Raw genomic sequence first — 15,977 nt, 5'->3', positions numbered from 1 at the left:
CGTTACGTCTTTTTAAAATCAGTGTTTTTCACACTCTGCATCACTTGTTTATTCAACAGATTCAGCAGCAGCATGGAGCGGGCTTCACCGTCCGGCTCGCTAAAAATAGCTTCCAAACCTTCGAATGCCCCTTCAGTGATTACCACGCGATCGCCTGCGTACGGTGTATCGGGATCGGTGATATTTTCTGGCTGGTGGTTGACGAGCTGCTCAATGACATCACCTGGTACGGTGGCAGGAAGACTGCCGAAACGCACGAAATGGCTGACACCGCGGGTTGAATGAATTGTCGTGGTGTGAATGGTCTCAGGGTCAAACCGAACAAACATATAATTTGGGAACAGTGGTTCATCGACCGCAGTGCGTTTGCCTCGCACGATCTTTTCAATTTTGATCATCGGGGTGAGGCAATTCACGTCCTGACGCTCAAGATGCTCTTGCGCCCGCAGTAATTGGCCCCGCTTGCAGTACAACAGATACCAGGATTCCATAAGTTCTCTTTTTCCTAATCAACCTTCGAAGGATAGCAAAAGGCCGTTATCAGGGATAGATAACCCATATCAATTGGTCAACGGGCAAGCATTTACGCGTTATTAACAAAAATACAGCATGCTGTGCATGAAGCCCGTATAATGACCGCAAAATCCTGACTACGATTAATTGCATGAAATACCACGACCTACGCGACTTTCTGGAATTACTTGAACAACGCGGCGAGCTAAAGCGTATCGCAATGCCGGTCGATCCGTACCTGGAAATGACGGAAATTGCCGATCGTACTTTGCGTGCGAATGGCCCGGCTCTGCTATTTGAGAACCCGAAAGGGTACGATATGCCAGTGCTGTGTAACCTGTTTGGCACTCCGAAACGCGTCGCGATGGGAATGGGGCAGGAAGATGTTTCTGCATTGCGTGAAGTCGGCAAGTTACTGGCCTTCCTGAAAGAACCTGAGCCGCCGAAGGGTTTTCGCGATTTATTCGATAAACTCCCGCAGTTTAAACAAGTCCTGAATATGCCGACCAAACGGCTGCGTAACGCCCCTTGTCAGGAAATCATTTGGGAAGGTGGTGAAGTTGATTTGTCGCGTATTCCTGTCATGCAATGCTGGCCTGAAGATGCAGCGCCACTGATAACCTGGGGTTTGACGGTAACGCGTGGGCCGCATAAAGATCGCCAGAATCTGGGCATTTATCGCCAACAGGTTATCGGCAAAAACAAACTTATCATGCGCTGGTTATCTCATCGCGGCGGCGCGCTAGATTTCCAGGAGTGGTGTGCTGAACATCCTGGTGAGCGTTTCCCTGTTTCGGTTGCATTAGGTGCCGACCCTGCAACCATTCTTGGCGCGGTCACTCCAGTGCCAGACACCCTGTCAGAATATGCTTTTGCCGGTTTATTGCGTGGCACTAAAACCGAAGTGGTGAAGTGTATTTCTAACGATCTTGAAGTTCCTGCCAGCGCGGAAATTGTGCTGGAAGGATATATCGAGCCGGGTGAAATGGCACCAGAAGGGCCATATGGTGACCACACGGGCTACTACAATGAAGTAGATGACTTCCCGGTATTTACCGTTACGCATATTACCCAGCGCCAGAATGCGATTTACCATTCAACGTATACAGGGCGGCCACCGGATGAACCGGCGGTTCTCGGTGTGGCACTCAATGAAGTGTTTGTGCCGATTTTGCAGAAGCAATTCCCGGAAATTGTTGATTTTTATCTGCCACCGGAAGGATGTTCCTATCGCCTTGCGGTTGTCACCATTAAGAAGCAATACGCAGGTCACGCTAAGCGCGTGATGATGGGCGTATGGTCTTTCCTGCGGCAGTTTATGTACACCAAGTTCGTCATCGTCTGCGATGACGATGTCAACGCGCGCGACTGGAACGATGTCATTTGGGCCATCACGACACGAATGGATCCTGCGCGAGATACCGTTTTGGTAGAAAATACACCAATCGATTACCTGGATTTTGCCTCGCCGGTTTCCGGCCTTGGTTCAAAAATGGGACTGGATGCCACCAATAAATGGCCAGGGGAAACCCAACGTGAGTGGGGTCGTCCTATTAAGAAAGATGCAGAAGTATGTGCGCGTATTGATGCAATCTGGGACGAGCTGGCTATTTTCGACGACAGTAAAAACGCCTGAGTGGCGGATTTTTCTGCTTTGCATTATTGACCCGACAGAGGGGAAGCATGACAACCTTAAGCTGTAAAGTGACCTCGGTAGAAGCGATAACTGACACGGTCTATCGCGTTCGATTACTGCCGGAAGCGAAATTCTCCTTTCAGGCCGGGCAGTATTTGATGGTGGTGATGGATGAGCGCGATAAACGCCCGTTCTCCATGGCATCCACGCCGAGCGACCATGAGTATATTGAACTGCACATTGGCGCATCAGAGATCAATCTGTACGCCATGGCGGTGATGGACCGTATTCTGAAAGAGAAAGAAATCGTCGTAGATATACCGCACGGCGATGCCTGGTTGCGTGAAGACGAAGATCGTCCGTTAATTTTGATTGCGGGCGGGACTGGCTTCTCTTACGTACGTTCGATTTTGCTGACTGCTCTTGCACGTAATCCACAACGCGAAATCGCCATTTACTGGGGCGGTCGCGAAGATAAGCATCTTTATGATTTGTCTGAGCTGGAAGCGCTGTCGGTTGTTCATCCAAACCTGCGAGTTGAAGCGGTCGTTGAGCAACCGGAAGAAGGCTGGCGCGGCCGTACCGGTACCGTATTAACGGCGGTTATGCAGGATTATGGAACGCTGGCCGGACACGATATTTATATTGCCGGGCGTTTTGAAATGGCGAAGATTGCGCGTGACCTGTTCTGTAATGAACGTGGTGCCAGTGCTGAGCGTATGTTTGGCGATGCTTTCGCGTTTATTTAAGAGCAAACTGAACAGACAGGCCACCGCATCGTCGGTGGCTTTTGTTTTTGAGCAGAACTTTGAATGATAGAAAGAAAAAACCCGCCCCTGACAGGCGGGAACTACAGCAACTAAACTCTTTTTCTTCGTCCTTGATGCCGTAGCTTTGTTGGCTGCTTTCGCTCACCCGAATCACTTACTTCAGTAAGCTCATCGGGACTCGCTCATTTGCCGCCGCGCTACAGCATCAATGACTTTGAAAAACGTTATTAAGTACGTTCAATAACAGTGGCAATACCTTGTCCTAAACCGATGCACATAGTGGCGAGGCCAAATTGCGCATCGCGACGTTCCATCAGATTTAACAGTGTGGTGCTAATGCGGGTGCCGGAACAACCGAGCGGGTGACCCAGCGCAATCGCGCCGCCGTTCAGGTTAATCTTCTCGTCGATCTTATCCATCAAACCCAGATCTTTAATACACGGCAGGATCTGCGCGGCGAAGGCTTCGTTCATCTCAAACAGGTCGATATCAGCGGCAGTCAGGCCCGCTTTTTTCAACGCCATTTGCGATGCCGGAACGGGGCCATAACCCATAATTGATGGGTCGCAACCCACCACCGCCATTGACCGAACATAAGCGCGGATCTTCAGACCAAGCTCTTTGGCGCGTGATTCGCTCATCAGCAACATCGCCGACGCCCCATCTGACAGAGCAGAAGAACTGCCCGCCGTGACGGTGCCGTTGACCGGATCAAACGCAGGTTTCAGCGCTGCCAGGCCTTCAACAGTGGTTTCCGGGCGAATCACTTCATCGTAATCAAAACGCTTGAGTACGCCATCTGCGTCATGGCCGCTGGTTGGCAGAATTTCAGATTTGAAATAGCCCGCTTCTGTAGCTGCCCACGCACGCTGATGCGAACGAGCCGCAAACTGATCCTGCATTTCACGGTTGATACCGTGCATACGCGCCAGCATTTCGGCGGTTAAGCCCATCATGCCTGCTGCTTTGGCGACGTTGCGGCTCAAACCTGGATGGAAATCAACGCCGTGGCTCATTGGCACATGGCCCATGTGTTCTACGCCGCCGACCAGGCAAGCATGCGCATCACCGGTCTGAATCATACGCGCTGCGTCATGCAAGGCTTGCATAGAAGAACCACACAGGCGGTTCACTGTAACCGCTGGGACTGAATGCGGGATTTCTGCCAGCAGCGAGGCGTTACGCGCAATATTAAAACCCTGCTCCAGAGTCTGTTGTACACAACCCCAATAAATATCATCCAGTGCGGCAGCTTCTAACGCTGGGTTACGCGACAGAATTCCACGCATCAAATGGGCGGAAAGATCTTCTGCACGCAGATTACGAAATGCCCCACCTTTTGAACGGCCCATCGGGGTGCGGATGGCATCAACAATTACAACCTTTTCCATAATCACTCCTTAGGCACTTTTCAGGTCACTGGCTGGGCGCGCAGGCTCGACCGGTGGATAGTACGGCTCGTTACGGGAAGTTTTCGCTCGCAGACCGTCCGGCACCTGGTAGAGCGGGCCAAGATGTTCATACTGCTGAGCCATATCGAGATATTTTGCGCTGCCGATGGTATCTAACCAGCGGAAGGCGCCACCGTGGAACGGAGGGAAACCTAAACCGTAAACCAGCGCCATATCCGCTTCCGCTGGGCTTGCAATAATGCCTTCTTCCAGGCAACGCACCACTTCGTTGACCATTGGAATCATCATGCGGGCGATGATTTCTTCGTCGCTAAAGTTGTGGCGTGGCTTGCTGACATCAGCCAGCAGGCTGTCGGTCGCATCGTCTTGTTCTTTACGCGGCTTGCCTTTGCTGTCTTGTTTGTAACGATAGAAACCTTGTTGGGTTTTCTGGCCGTAGCGGCCCGCGTCAAACATCGCATCGACGGCATCGCGATAATCTTTCTGCATACGCTGTGGGAAACCCGCGGCCATAACGGCCTGAGCGTGATGCGCGGTATCAATGCCGACAACGTCGAGCAGATACGCCGGGCCCATTGGCCAGCCGAACTGTTTTTCCATGACTTTGTCGATTTGACGGAAATCAGCACCGTCACGCATCAACTGACTGAAGCCCGCAAAATAAGGGAACAGAACACGGTTCACGAAGAAGCCAGGGCAGTCGTTCACCACGATCGGTGTTTTGCCCATTTTGCTGGCCCACGCCACGACTTTCGCGATAGTTTGCTCAGACGTTTTCTCACCGCGAATCACTTCCACCAAAGGCATACGATGCACTGGGTTAAAGAAGTGCATACCGCAGAAGTTTTCCGGGCGCTTCAGGCTGTTTGCTAATTCACCGATAGGAATGGTTGAGGTGTTTGACGCCAGAACGGTATCCGGGCGTACTTTATCTTCCACTTCTGCCAGAACGGCTTTTTTCACTTTCGGGTTTTCAACAACCGCTTCAACCACCACGTCGACACGCTCAAAACCGGCGTAATCCAGTGTTGGGTGAATGGTGGCAATGACGCCCGCCAGTTTCAGCCCGTCGATCTTTCCACGTTCCAGCTGTTTGTTGAGAAGCTTGCTGGCTTCATTCATGCCCAGCTCAAGTGACTTCTCATTAATATCCTTCATTAATACCGGTACGCCTTTCCAGGCTGACTGGTAAGCAATGCCGCCACCCATGATCCCGGCGCCAAGAACGGCAGCCTGTTTCGGAGTTTCGGTATTTTTGGTCAGCTTCTTCGCCTGACCTTTTATGTATTGGTCGTTAAGGAAAATCCCGACCAGCGCACGGGCCTCATTAGAACGTGCCAACGGCACGAAACTTTGAGTCTCCAGTTGTAATGCTTCGTCACGGCCTAGTCTTGCCGCGGCTTCAATGGTTTTTACCGCCGTCATCGGCGCAGGGTAGTGCTTGCCTGCAATCTGCATCACCATGCTTTTCGCAATCGTGAAGCTCATTGTGGCTTCGATTTTACTCAACTTCAGAGGTTGCAGTTTTGGTGCACGTTTCGCTTTCCAGTCCAGATCGCCATTAATAGCCTGACGCAGTACCGCCAATGCGCCGTCGCGCAGTTTTTCAGTTTTAACGATGCCGTCCACTAAACCGAGTTTTTGCGCTTCAGCGGCGCTGACATCTTTACCGGCAGTGATGATTTCCAGCGCGCTATCGGCACCCAGCATACGCGGCAAGCGCACTGAACCACCGAAACCAGGCATGATGCCAAGTTTTGTTTCAGGCAGACCGATGCGGGTATCTGGGGTTGCCAGGCGATAATCCGTTGCCAGCACACATTCACAGCCGCCGCCAAGGGCATAACCATTCACTGCAGAAATCGTTGGGACGGGCAGATCTTCCAGGCGATTGAAAACGCTGTTGGCGAACTGTAGCCAGTGGGTCAGCTGTTCCGCAGGAACCAGGAACAACGACAGGAATTCGGTAATATCCGCACCGACGATAAACGCGGCTTTATTGGAGGTCAGCATCAGGCCTTTCAGCGATGGCTGTTTTTCCAATACATCGAGTGCGTAGCCAAGACTGGCTACCGTTGCGGTGTCGAGTTTATTCACTGAGCCGGGCGCATCAAATACCAATTCTGCGATGCCATCTTCCAGCCAGTCGAGATGTAAGGTTTCACCTTGGTAGAGCATGTCAGTCTCCTGAATCCAGCAATGGGATCTGGTCGTACCAGATGGAAAGGAGTTTGGAATTGATGTTAATGAAATGCAAATGACTCTTTAAATATTTGCAAAGATGATCACAGCCACTGGAAATAAGTTCGCGAACTTTACGGTGTGCTAAGATGCGTGGCGTTCAGTTTCTAAAAAAACAGAAGGGTAAATCATGGATTCACTGGCCTCACTTTATAAAGATCATGTGGCAACGTTGCAGGAACGCACCCGCAATGTTCTGGCGCGCTTTAACCTGGACGCGCTGTTGATTCACTCGGGCGAGCTTTTCAACGTCTTCCTGGATGATCATTCATATCCGTTCAAAGTGAACCCACAGTTCAAGGCGTGGGTTCCTGTGACACAAGTGCCAAATTGCTGGTTGCTGGTGGATGGTGTTAACAAACCGAAACTATGGTTCTACTTGCCTGTTGATTACTGGCATAACGTTGAACCGTTGCCTGAATCCTTCTGGACTGACGAAATTGATGTGATTGCTTTGCCAAAAGCGGATGGCATAGGCAGCCAACTTCCTACTGCACGTAGCAACATCGGCTATATTGGGCCGGTGCCTGAGCGTGCATTACAGCTTGAGATTCAAGCCACGAACGTCAACCCGAAAGGGGTCATTGATTACCTACATTACCATCGTTCTTATAAAACTGATTATGAACTGGCCTGCATGCGTGAAGCGCAGAAAACGGCGGTCGTGGGTCACCAGGCAGCACACGAAGCATTTTTGTCCGGGATGAGTGAGTTTGATATCAATCAGGCTTATCTGACCGCAACGGGTCATCGCGATACTGATGTTCCCTATAGCAATATTGTGGCACTCAACGAACACGCGGCAGTGTTGCATTACACCAAACTTGATAACCGTGTACCTTCCGACGTTCGCAGTTTCCTTTTGGATGCGGGTGCGGAATACAACGGTTACGCCGCTGATCTCACGCGTACTTGGTCGGCTAAAAGCGACAACGATTTTGCTCAATTGGTGAAAGACGTTAATGCTGAACAACTTGCGCTGATTGATACGTTAAAAGCAGGCGTGCGTTATACCGATTATCATCTGCAGTTCCATCACCGCATCGCGAAGTTGTTGAACCGCCATAAGCTGGTAACAGGGATTAGCGAAGAAGCGATGGTTGAAACCGGTATTACAGGACCATTTATGCCGCACGGTTTGGGTCACCCGTTAGGTTTACAGGTGCATGATGTCGCTGGTTTTATGCAGGATGACACCGGTACGCATCTGGCCGCACCGTCGCAATATCCTTACCTGCGTTGCACTCGCGTGCTGGAACCTCGTATGGTACTGACTATCGAACCTGGCATTTACTTTATTGAGTCTTTGCTCGCTCCGTGGCGCGAAGGGCAGTACAGCAAGCACTTTGACTGGCAGCGCATTGAAGCCATGAAACCATTTGGTGGCGTTCGCATCGAAGACAACGTGGTGATTCACGAAAACAACGTTGAAAATATGACGCGCGATCTGAAACTGGCGTAATGGACAGTTGGCTGATTCCTGCTGAGTCCGTCGTGGTCAGCGAGGAAATCAAGAAAAGCCGCTTTATTACGCTGGTTGCTCATACGACCGGCGTAATAGCGGCAAAAGAGTTTCTTGAAAAAGTACGTTCTGAACACCCGGCGGCCCGGCATCATTGCTGGGCCTGGGTGGCTGGTGCTCCCAATGATTCGCAGCAGTTAGGTTTCTCTGACGATGGTGAGCCGGCAGGAACCGCTGGAAAGCCAATGCTCGCCCAGCTTATGGGGAGCGGCATCGGGGAAATTACCGCCGTGGTAGTGCGCTACTCTGGTGGTATAAAACTCGGAACGGGCGGTTTGGTAAAAGCCTACGGTGGCGGAGTGCAGATGGCATTAAATCAGTTGCCTACAGTGCTCAAAGTCCCGCTAACCGAATATACTTTGCAGTGTGACTATGCGCAGCTTGCGGGAATCGAAGCGTTGCTCAAACTGTGCAACGGAGTTCTCGTGCAAAGTGATTTTCAAGCATCTGTATCATTACGTATCGCGTTACCACACGCGAAACTGGCTGAGTTTTCAGTCAGACTTGCTGATTTTAGCCGCGGTGCATTGCATCTATTGCCGGCTGAACAATAATTCCCTCTCGTTATTTTTTGATAGTTAAGGAAGCGGCTGAAATGCATTTTCGCGCCATAACCCGAATCGTTGGTCTGTTAGTCATTCTATTTTCCGTGACCATGATTATTCCAGGGTTGGTAGCTTTAATTTATCGCGATGGTGCAGGCCGAGCTTTCACCCAGACTTTCTTCGTCGCATTGACCATTGGTTCTTTTCTGTGGTGGCCAAACCGGCGGCAAAAAAGTGAGCTCAAACCGCGAGAAGGCTTCCTGATTGTCGTACTGTTTTGGACGGTGCTGGGGAGTGTGGGGGCGTTGCCATTTATCTTCGCTGAACAGCCGAATCTTACCATTACCGACGCATTCTTCGAATCGTTCTCGGGCTTGACCACTACCGGTGCAACGACCCTTGTCGGGCTTGATTCGCTCCCACATGCCATTCTGTTTTACCGGCAGATGTTGCAGTGGTTTGGCGGTATGGGGATCATTGTGCTCGCCGTCGCCATTCTGCCAATCCTCGGTGTCGGCGGGATGCAGTTATATCGCGCTGAAATGCCAGGGCCGCTTAAAGATAACAAAATGCGCCCGCGTATTGCTGATACGGCAAAAACCCTGTGGATCATTTATGTCTTGTTAACCGTGGCGTGTGCGTTGGCGCTTTGGTTTGCCGGCATGCCAGCATTTGACGCGATAGGCCATAGTTTTGCGACTATTGCGATTGGTGGTTTTTCCACACATGACGCAAGCGTTGGTTATTTCGACAGCCCAACAATTAATACTATTATTGCCATCTTCCTGCTGATCTCAGGTTGTAACTATGGCCTGCACTTCTCTTTATTAAGTGGGCGTAATATAAAGGTCTACTGGCGCGACCCTGAATTCCGCATGTTTATTGGTGTGCAACTTACCCTGGTGGTTATCTGTACTCTTGTACTGTGGTTCCATAATACTTACCAATCGGCATTGCTAACGGTGAACCAGGCATTCTTCCAGGTTGTCTCGATGGCGACGACCGCCGGGTTTACGACAGACAGTATCGCGCGTTGGCCTCTATTCTTACCGGTGCTATTGCTGTGCTCTGCTTTTATAGGCGGCTGTGCGGGTTCAACGGGGGGCGGTCTGAAAGTTATTCGCATCCTGCTGTTGTTCAAACAAGGTAATCGTGAGTTGAAACGGCTGGTGCACCCTAATGCGGTGTATAGCATTAAACTTGGGAACCGTGCACTGCCTGAACGTATCCTTGAAGCTGTGTGGGGATTCTTCTCGGCCTATGCGCTGGTGTTTATCCTCAGCATGCTGGCGATTATCGCCACTGGGGTGGATGATTTCTCCGCTTTTGCTTCGGTTGCGGCAACACTGAATAACCTAGGCCCTGGTTTGGGTGTCGTGGCTGACAACTTCGCGAGTATGAATCCTGTGGCAAAATGGATATTGATAGCCAATATGCTGTTTGGCCGTCTTGAAGTGTTTACTTTACTCGTACTGTTTACGCCAACTTTCTGGCGAGAGTAACCGGAGCCTGTTGTGAGAACTTTGATTCTGTTTTCGACCCGTGATGGTCAAACTCGCGAGATTGCTTCTTATATAGCATCTGAGTTGAAAGAGTTGGGTGTCGAGAGTGATGTCGTTAACCTGCACCGTAGTGGCGATATAGCCTGGGGAAACTATGATCGCGTCGTTATCGGCGCGTCTATTCGTTATGGGCATTTCCATTCTTCAGTGGCTGCGTTTGTGAAAAAGCATCAACAAGCGCTGAATAACATCCCCAGCGCTTTCTTTTCAGTAAATCTGGTTGCACGTAAACCTGAGAAGCGATCTCCACAAACTAACTCTTATACGCGCAAGTTCTTGCTGACCTCACCATGGCAGCCAAATCACTGTGCGGTGTTTGCGGGTGCGCTTCGTTATCCACGCTATCAGTGGTACGACCGCGTGATGATTCGCTTGATTATGAAGATGACGGGCGGTGAAACAGATATTAGTAAAGAAGTCGTCTACACCGATTGGCCTCAGGTGGCACGTTTTGCCCAGGAGTTAGTGCACTTAAACAGCAAATAGTGTCCAAAACAACCATTTTGATGAAAAAAACCACGACCAGTCATATTTTTGCAATAAACACTTGTCAGCTTCCAGAAAATCCCTATACTGCGCCTCCACTGACACGGCACAACGGCTTACAAACCGGCCCGTCAGTCAGATGAAAAGCGAAAATAAACGCTTGACTCTGAAAGAGGAAAGCGTAATATACGCCACCTCGAGTTAGCAAGCGAAAGCGCCTAACTCACTGCTCTTTAACAATTTATCAGACAATCTGTGTGGGCACTCGCAGGATTGATATCTCAGATACCTTCGGGTATCAAAAAAATATCAAGTCTTGAAGAGTGACCAAGCAGTAATTCATTTAGTTGAATTATTACGAAAGTTAATTTTTGAGCACCGCTTCACGAGTTGAAGCAAATCAAGCTTTTAATTGAAGAGTTTGATCATGGCTCAGATTGAACGCTGGCGGCAGGCCTAACACATGCAAGTCGAGCGGTAGCACAGGGAGCTTGCTCCTGGGTGACGAGCGGCGGACGGGTGAGTAATGTCTGGGAAACTGCCTGATGGAGGGGGATAACTACTGGAAACGGTAGCTAATACCGCATAACGTCTTCGGACCAAAGTGGGGGACCTTCGGGCCTCATGCCATCAGATGTGCCCAGATGGGATTAGCTAGTAGGTGAGGTAATGGCTCACCTAGGCGACGATCCCTAGCTGGTCTGAGAGGATGACCAGCCACACTGGAACTGAGACACGGTCCAGACTCCTACGGGAGGCAGCAGTGGGGAATATTGCACAATGGGCGCAAGCCTGATGCAGCCATGCCGCGTGTATGAAGAAGGCCTTCGGGTTGTAAAGTACTTTCAGCGAGGAGGAAGGCGTTAAGGTTAATAACCTTGGCGATTGACGTTACTCGCAGAAGAAGCACCGGCTAACTCCGTGCCAGCAGCCGCGGTAATACGGAGGGTGCAAGCGTTAATCGGAATTACTGGGCGTAAAGCGCACGCAGGCGGTTTGTCAAGTCGGATGTGAAATCCCCGGGCTCAACCTGGGAACTGCATTCGAAACTGGCAAGCTAGAGTCTTGTAGAGGGGGGTAGAATTCCAGGTGTAGCGGTGAAATGCGTAGAGATCTGGAGGAATACCGGTGGCGAAGGCGGCCCCCTGGACAAAGACTGACGCTCAGGTGCGAAAGCGTGGGGAGCAAACAGGATTAGATACCCTGGTAGTCCACGCCGTAAACGATGTCGACTTGGAGGTTGTTCCCTTGAGGAGTGGCTTCCGGAGCTAACGCGTTAAGTCGACCGCCTGGGGAGTACGGCCGCAAGGTTAAAACTCAAATGAATTGACGGGGGCCCGCACAAGCGGTGGAGCATGTGGTTTAATTCGATGCAACGCGAAGAACCTTACCTACTCTTGACATCCACGGAATTCGGCAGAGATGCCTTAGTGCCTTCGGGAACCGTGAGACAGGTGCTGCATGGCTGTCGTCAGCTCGTGTTGTGAAATGTTGGGTTAAGTCCCGCAACGAGCGCAACCCTTATCCTTTGTTGCCAGCGGTTCGGCCGGGAACTCAAAGGAGACTGCCAGTGATAAACTGGAGGAAGGTGGGGATGACGTCAAGTCATCATGGCCCTTACGAGTAGGGCTACACACGTGCTACAATGGCGCATACAAAGAGAAGCGACCTCGCGAGAGCAAGCGGACCTCATAAAGTGCGTCGTAGTCCGGATCGGAGTCTGCAACTCGACTCCGTGAAGTCGGAATCGCTAGTAATCGTAGATCAGAATGCTACGGTGAATACGTTCCCGGGCCTTGTACACACCGCCCGTCACACCATGGGAGTGGGTTGCAAAAGAAGTAGGTAGCTTAACCTTCGGGAGGGCGCTTACCACTTTGTGATTCATGACTGGGGTGAAGTCGTAACAAGGTAACCGTAGGGGAACCTGCGGTTGGATCACCTCCTTACCTAATAGATACGAACTTGCGTAGTGCTCACACAGATTGTCTGATGAAAGTAAAGAAGCAAGGCGTCTTGCGAGTGAGACTTCAGTGTCCCCTTCGTCTAGAGGCCCAGGACACCGCCCTTTCACGGCGGTAACAGGGGTTCGAATCCCCTAGGGGACGCCACTTGCTGGTTTGTGAGTGAAAGTCACCGACCTCAATATCTCAAAACTGACTTAACAGTCACGTTTGAGATATTTGCTCTTTAAAAATCTGGAACAAGCTGAAAATTGAAACGACACACTGTTTCCTTTCTCCGTAATAAGAAAGGATGTATCGGTGTGTTCGAGTCTCTCAAATTTTCGCAACCTCGATTGTGTCTCACGAGACATCTTCGGGTTGTGAGGTTAAGCGACTAAGCGTACACGGTGGATGCCCTGGCAGTCAGAGGCGATGAAGGACGTGCTAATCTGCGATAAGCGTCGGTAAGGTGATATGAACCGTTATAACCGACGATTTCCGAATGGGGAAACCCAGTGCAATTCGTTGCACTATCGTTAAGTGAATACATAGCTTAACGAAGCGAACCGGGGGAACTGAAACATCTAAGTACCCCGAGGAAAAGAAATCAACCGAGATTCCCCCAGTAGCGGCGAGCGAACGGGGAGCAGCCCAGAGTCTGAATCAGTTTGTGCATTAGTGGAAGCGTCTGGAAAGTCGCAGGGTACAGGGTGATACTCCCGTACACAAAAATGCACTTGCTGTGAACTCGAAGAGTAGGGCGGGACACGTGGTATCCTGTCTGAATATGGGGGGACCATCCTCCAAGGCTAAATACTCCTGACTGACCGATAGTGAACCAGTACCGTGAGGGAAAGGCGAAAAGAACCCCGGCGAGGGGAGTGAAACAGAACCTGAAACCGTGTACGTACAAGCAGTGGGAGCCTCTTTTATGGGGTGACTGCGTACCTTTTGTATAATGGGTCAGCGACTTATATTCTGTAGCAAGGTTAACCGTATAGGGGAGCCGCAGGGAAACCGAGTCTTAACTGGGCGTTAAGTTGCAGGGTATAGACCCGAAACCCGGTGATCTAGCCATGGGCAGGTTGAAGGTTGGGTAACACTAACTGGAGGACCGAACCGACTAATGTTGAAAAATTAGCGGATGACTTGTGGCTGGGGGTGAAAGGCCAATCAAACCGGGAGATAGCTGGTTCTCCCCGAAAGCTATTTAGGTAGCGCCTCGTGAACTCATCTTCGGGGGTAGAGCACTGTTTCGGCTAGGGGGCCATCCCGGCTTACCAACCCGATGCAAACTACGAATACCGAAGAATGTTATCACGGGAGACACACGGCGGGTGCTAACGTCCGTCGTGAAGAGGGAAACAACCCAGACCGCCAGCTAAGGTCCCAAAGTCATGGTTAAGTGGGAAACGATGTGGGAAGGCACAGACAGCCAGGATGTTGGCTTAGAAGCAGCCATCATTTAAAGAAAGCGTAATAGCTCACTGGTCGAGTCGGCCTGCGCGGAAGATGTAACGGGGCTAAACCATGCACCGAAGCTGCGGCAGCGACGCTTATGCGTTGTTGGGTAGGGGAGCGTTTCTGTAAGCCGTTGAAGCTGGACTGTGAGGTCTGGTGGAGGTATCAGAAGTGCGAATGCTGACATAAGTAACGATAAAGCGGGTGAAAAGCCCGCTCGCCGGAAGACCAAGGGTTCCTGTCCAACGTTAATCGGGGCAGGGTGAGTCGACCCCTAAGGCGAGGCCGAAAGGCGTAGTCGATGGGAAACAGGTTAATATTCCTGTACTCGGTGTTACTGCGAAGGGGGGACGGAGAAGGCTATGTTAGCCGGGCGACGGTTGTCCCGGTTTAAGCATGTAGGCGGGAAGTTTAGGTAAATCCGGACTTCTGTTAACGCTGAGGTGTGATGACGAGGCACTACGGTGCTGAAGTAACAAATGCCCTGCTTCCAGGAAAAGCCTCTAAGCATCAGGTAATATCAAATCGTACCCCAAACCGACACAGGTGGTCAGGTAGAGAATACCAAGGCGCTTGAGAGAACTCGGGTGAAGGAACTAGGCAAAATGGTGCCGTAACTTCGGGAGAAGGCACGCTGTCGGTAGGTGAAGTCCCTTGCGGATGGAGCTGAAGGCAGTCGAAGATACCAGCTGGCTGCAACTGTTTATTAAAAACACAGCACTGTGCAAACACGAAAGTGGACGTATACGGTGTGACGCCTGCCCGGTGCCGGAAGGTTAATTGATGGGGTTATCCGTAAGGAGAAGCTCTTGATCGAAGCCCCGGTAAACGGCGGCCGTAACTATAACGGTCCTAAGGTAGCGAAATTCCTTGTCGGGTAAGTTCCGACCTGCACGAATGGCGTAATGATGGCCAGGCTGTCTCCACCCGAGACTCAGTGAAATTGAAATCGCTGTGAAGATGCAGTGTACCCGCGGCAAGACGGAAAGACCCCGTGAACCTTTACTATAGCTTGACACTGAACATTGAGCCTTGATGTGTAGGATAGGTGGGAGGCTTTGAAGCGTGGACGCCAGTCTGCGTGGAGCCAACCTTGAAATACCACCCTTTAATGTTTGATGTTCTAACGTAGACCCGTGATCCGGGTTGCGGACAGTGTCTGGTGGGTAGTTTGACTGGGGCGGTCTCCTCCTAAAGCGTAACGGAGGAGCACGAAGGTTAGCTAATCACGGTCGGACATCGTGAGGTTAGTGCAAAGGCATAAGCTAGCTTGACTGCGAGAGTGACGGCTCGAGCAGGTGCGAAAGCAGGTCTTAGTGATCCGGTGGTTCTGAATGGAAGGGCCATCGCTCAACGGATAAAAGGTACTCCGGGGATAACAGGCTGATACCGCCCAAGAGTTCATATCGACGGCGGTGTTTGGCACCTCGATGTCGGCTCATCACATCCTGGGGCTGAAGTAGGTCCCAAGGGTATGGCTGTTCGCCATTTAAAGTGGTACGCGAGCTGGGTTTAGAACGTCGTGAGACAGTTCGGTCCCTATCTGCCGTGGGCGCTGGAGAATTGAGGGGGGCTGCTCCTAGTACGAGAGGACCGGAGTGGACGCATCACTGGTGTTCGGGTTGTCATGCCAATGGCATTGCCCGGTAGCTAAATGCGGAAAAGATAAGCGCTGAAAGCATCTAAGCGCGAAACTTGCCCCGAGATGAATTCTCCCTGAGACCTTGAGTCTCCTGAAGGAACGTTGAAGACTACGACGTTGATAGGCTGGGTGTGTAAGCGTAGCGATACGTTGAGCTAACCAGTACTAATGATCCGTGAGGCTTAACCTTACAACACCGAAGGTGTTTTGGTTGAGAGACAGACAATTTTCAGCTTAATTC

At 51.1% G+C, this 15,977-nt stretch carries 9 protein-coding genes, 1 tRNA gene and 2 rRNA genes; 9 read left to right on the top strand and 3 right to left on the bottom strand.

Annotation, left to right across the window (positions count from 1 at the left end):
* Positions 1-2 precede the first annotated feature (2 nt).
* The gene (gene rfaH, locus OH773_RS20500; RefSeq protein ID WP_270141455.1) at positions 3-491 is read right to left on the bottom strand and encodes a transcription/translation regulatory transformer protein RfaH; all 489 of its coding nucleotides are present in this window, start codon (positions 489-491) and stop codon (positions 3-5) included.
* Between the two features lie 173 nt (positions 492-664).
* Between rfaH and ubiD the strand changes: the two genes are divergently transcribed.
* Both ubiD and fre read left to right on the top strand, forming a co-directional pair.
* A complete protein-coding gene (gene ubiD / locus OH773_RS20495; protein WP_270141453.1) occupies positions 665-2,149 on the top strand; it encodes a 4-hydroxy-3-polyprenylbenzoate decarboxylase in 1,485 nt (494 codons plus the stop codon).
* A gap of 47 nt (positions 2,150-2,196) precedes the next feature.
* Positions 2,197-2,898: an NAD(P)H-flavin reductase gene (gene fre / locus OH773_RS20490; protein WP_183273142.1), complete on the top strand. Its 702-nt coding sequence runs from the start codon at positions 2,197-2,199 to the stop codon at positions 2,896-2,898.
* A 248-nt stretch (positions 2,899-3,146) separates the two neighbouring features.
* Here the strand turns inward: fre and fadA are convergent, their stop codons facing one another.
* Together fadA and fadB are read right to left on the bottom strand one after the other, a co-directional pair.
* The gene (gene fadA, locus OH773_RS20485; protein WP_270141450.1) at positions 3,147-4,310 is read right to left on the bottom strand and encodes an acetyl-CoA C-acyltransferase FadA; all 1,164 of its coding nucleotides are present in this window, start codon (positions 4,308-4,310) and stop codon (positions 3,147-3,149) included.
* Between the two features lie 9 nt (positions 4,311-4,319).
* Positions 4,320-6,509 (bottom strand): fatty acid oxidation complex subunit alpha FadB, encoded by a 2,190-nt coding sequence (gene fadB / locus OH773_RS20480; protein ID WP_270141448.1) that lies wholly within the window; start codon positions 6,507-6,509, stop codon positions 4,320-4,322.
* Positions 6,510-6,702: 193 nt separating this feature from the next.
* On the opposite strand from fadB, the gene pepQ reads away from it, so the two are divergent.
* The 7 genes from pepQ (at position 6,703) to OH773_RS20445 (ending at position 15,926) form a co-directional block, all read left to right on the top strand.
* On the top strand, positions 6,703-8,034 hold the full coding sequence (gene pepQ, locus OH773_RS20475) for a Xaa-Pro dipeptidase (RefSeq protein WP_270141446.1): 1,332 nt from the start codon (positions 6,703-6,705) through the stop codon (positions 8,032-8,034).
* Complete coding sequence (locus OH773_RS20470; RefSeq protein ID WP_270141444.1) at positions 8,034-8,648, top strand: IMPACT family protein; 615 nt, start codon at positions 8,034-8,036, stop codon at positions 8,646-8,648. The genes pepQ and OH773_RS20470 overlap by 1 nt, the downstream gene beginning before the upstream one ends.
* Positions 8,649-8,689: 41 nt before the next feature.
* Entirely contained in the window at positions 8,690-10,141 is a 1,452-nt protein-coding gene (gene trkH, locus OH773_RS20465) for a Trk system potassium transporter TrkH (protein ID WP_183273147.1), read from the top strand.
* A gap of 12 nt (positions 10,142-10,153) precedes the next feature.
* Positions 10,154-10,687 (top strand): menaquinone-dependent protoporphyrinogen IX dehydrogenase, encoded by a 534-nt coding sequence (gene hemG / locus OH773_RS20460; RefSeq protein ID WP_270141436.1) that lies wholly within the window; start codon positions 10,154-10,156, stop codon positions 10,685-10,687.
* Between the two features lie 409 nt (positions 10,688-11,096).
* Positions 11,097-12,636, top strand: a 16S ribosomal RNA gene (locus tag OH773_RS20455).
* Positions 12,637-12,722: 86 nt separating this feature from the next.
* Positions 12,723-12,798: transfer RNA gene (locus tag OH773_RS20450), tRNA-Glu, on the top strand.
* Between the two features lie 219 nt (positions 12,799-13,017).
* Positions 13,018-15,926 (top strand): 23S ribosomal RNA (locus OH773_RS20445).
* Together the 16S and 23S rRNA genes with 1 tRNA gene alongside form the textbook arrangement of a ribosomal RNA operon.
* The last annotated feature ends 51 nt before the right edge of the window (positions 15,927-15,977 follow it).

Source organism: Buttiauxella sp. WJP83 (assembly GCF_027594725.1).
Taxonomy (GTDB): domain Bacteria; phylum Pseudomonadota; class Gammaproteobacteria; order Enterobacterales; family Enterobacteriaceae; genus Buttiauxella; species Buttiauxella selenatireducens.
This window is presented reverse-complemented; position numbering and strand designations above follow the sequence as displayed.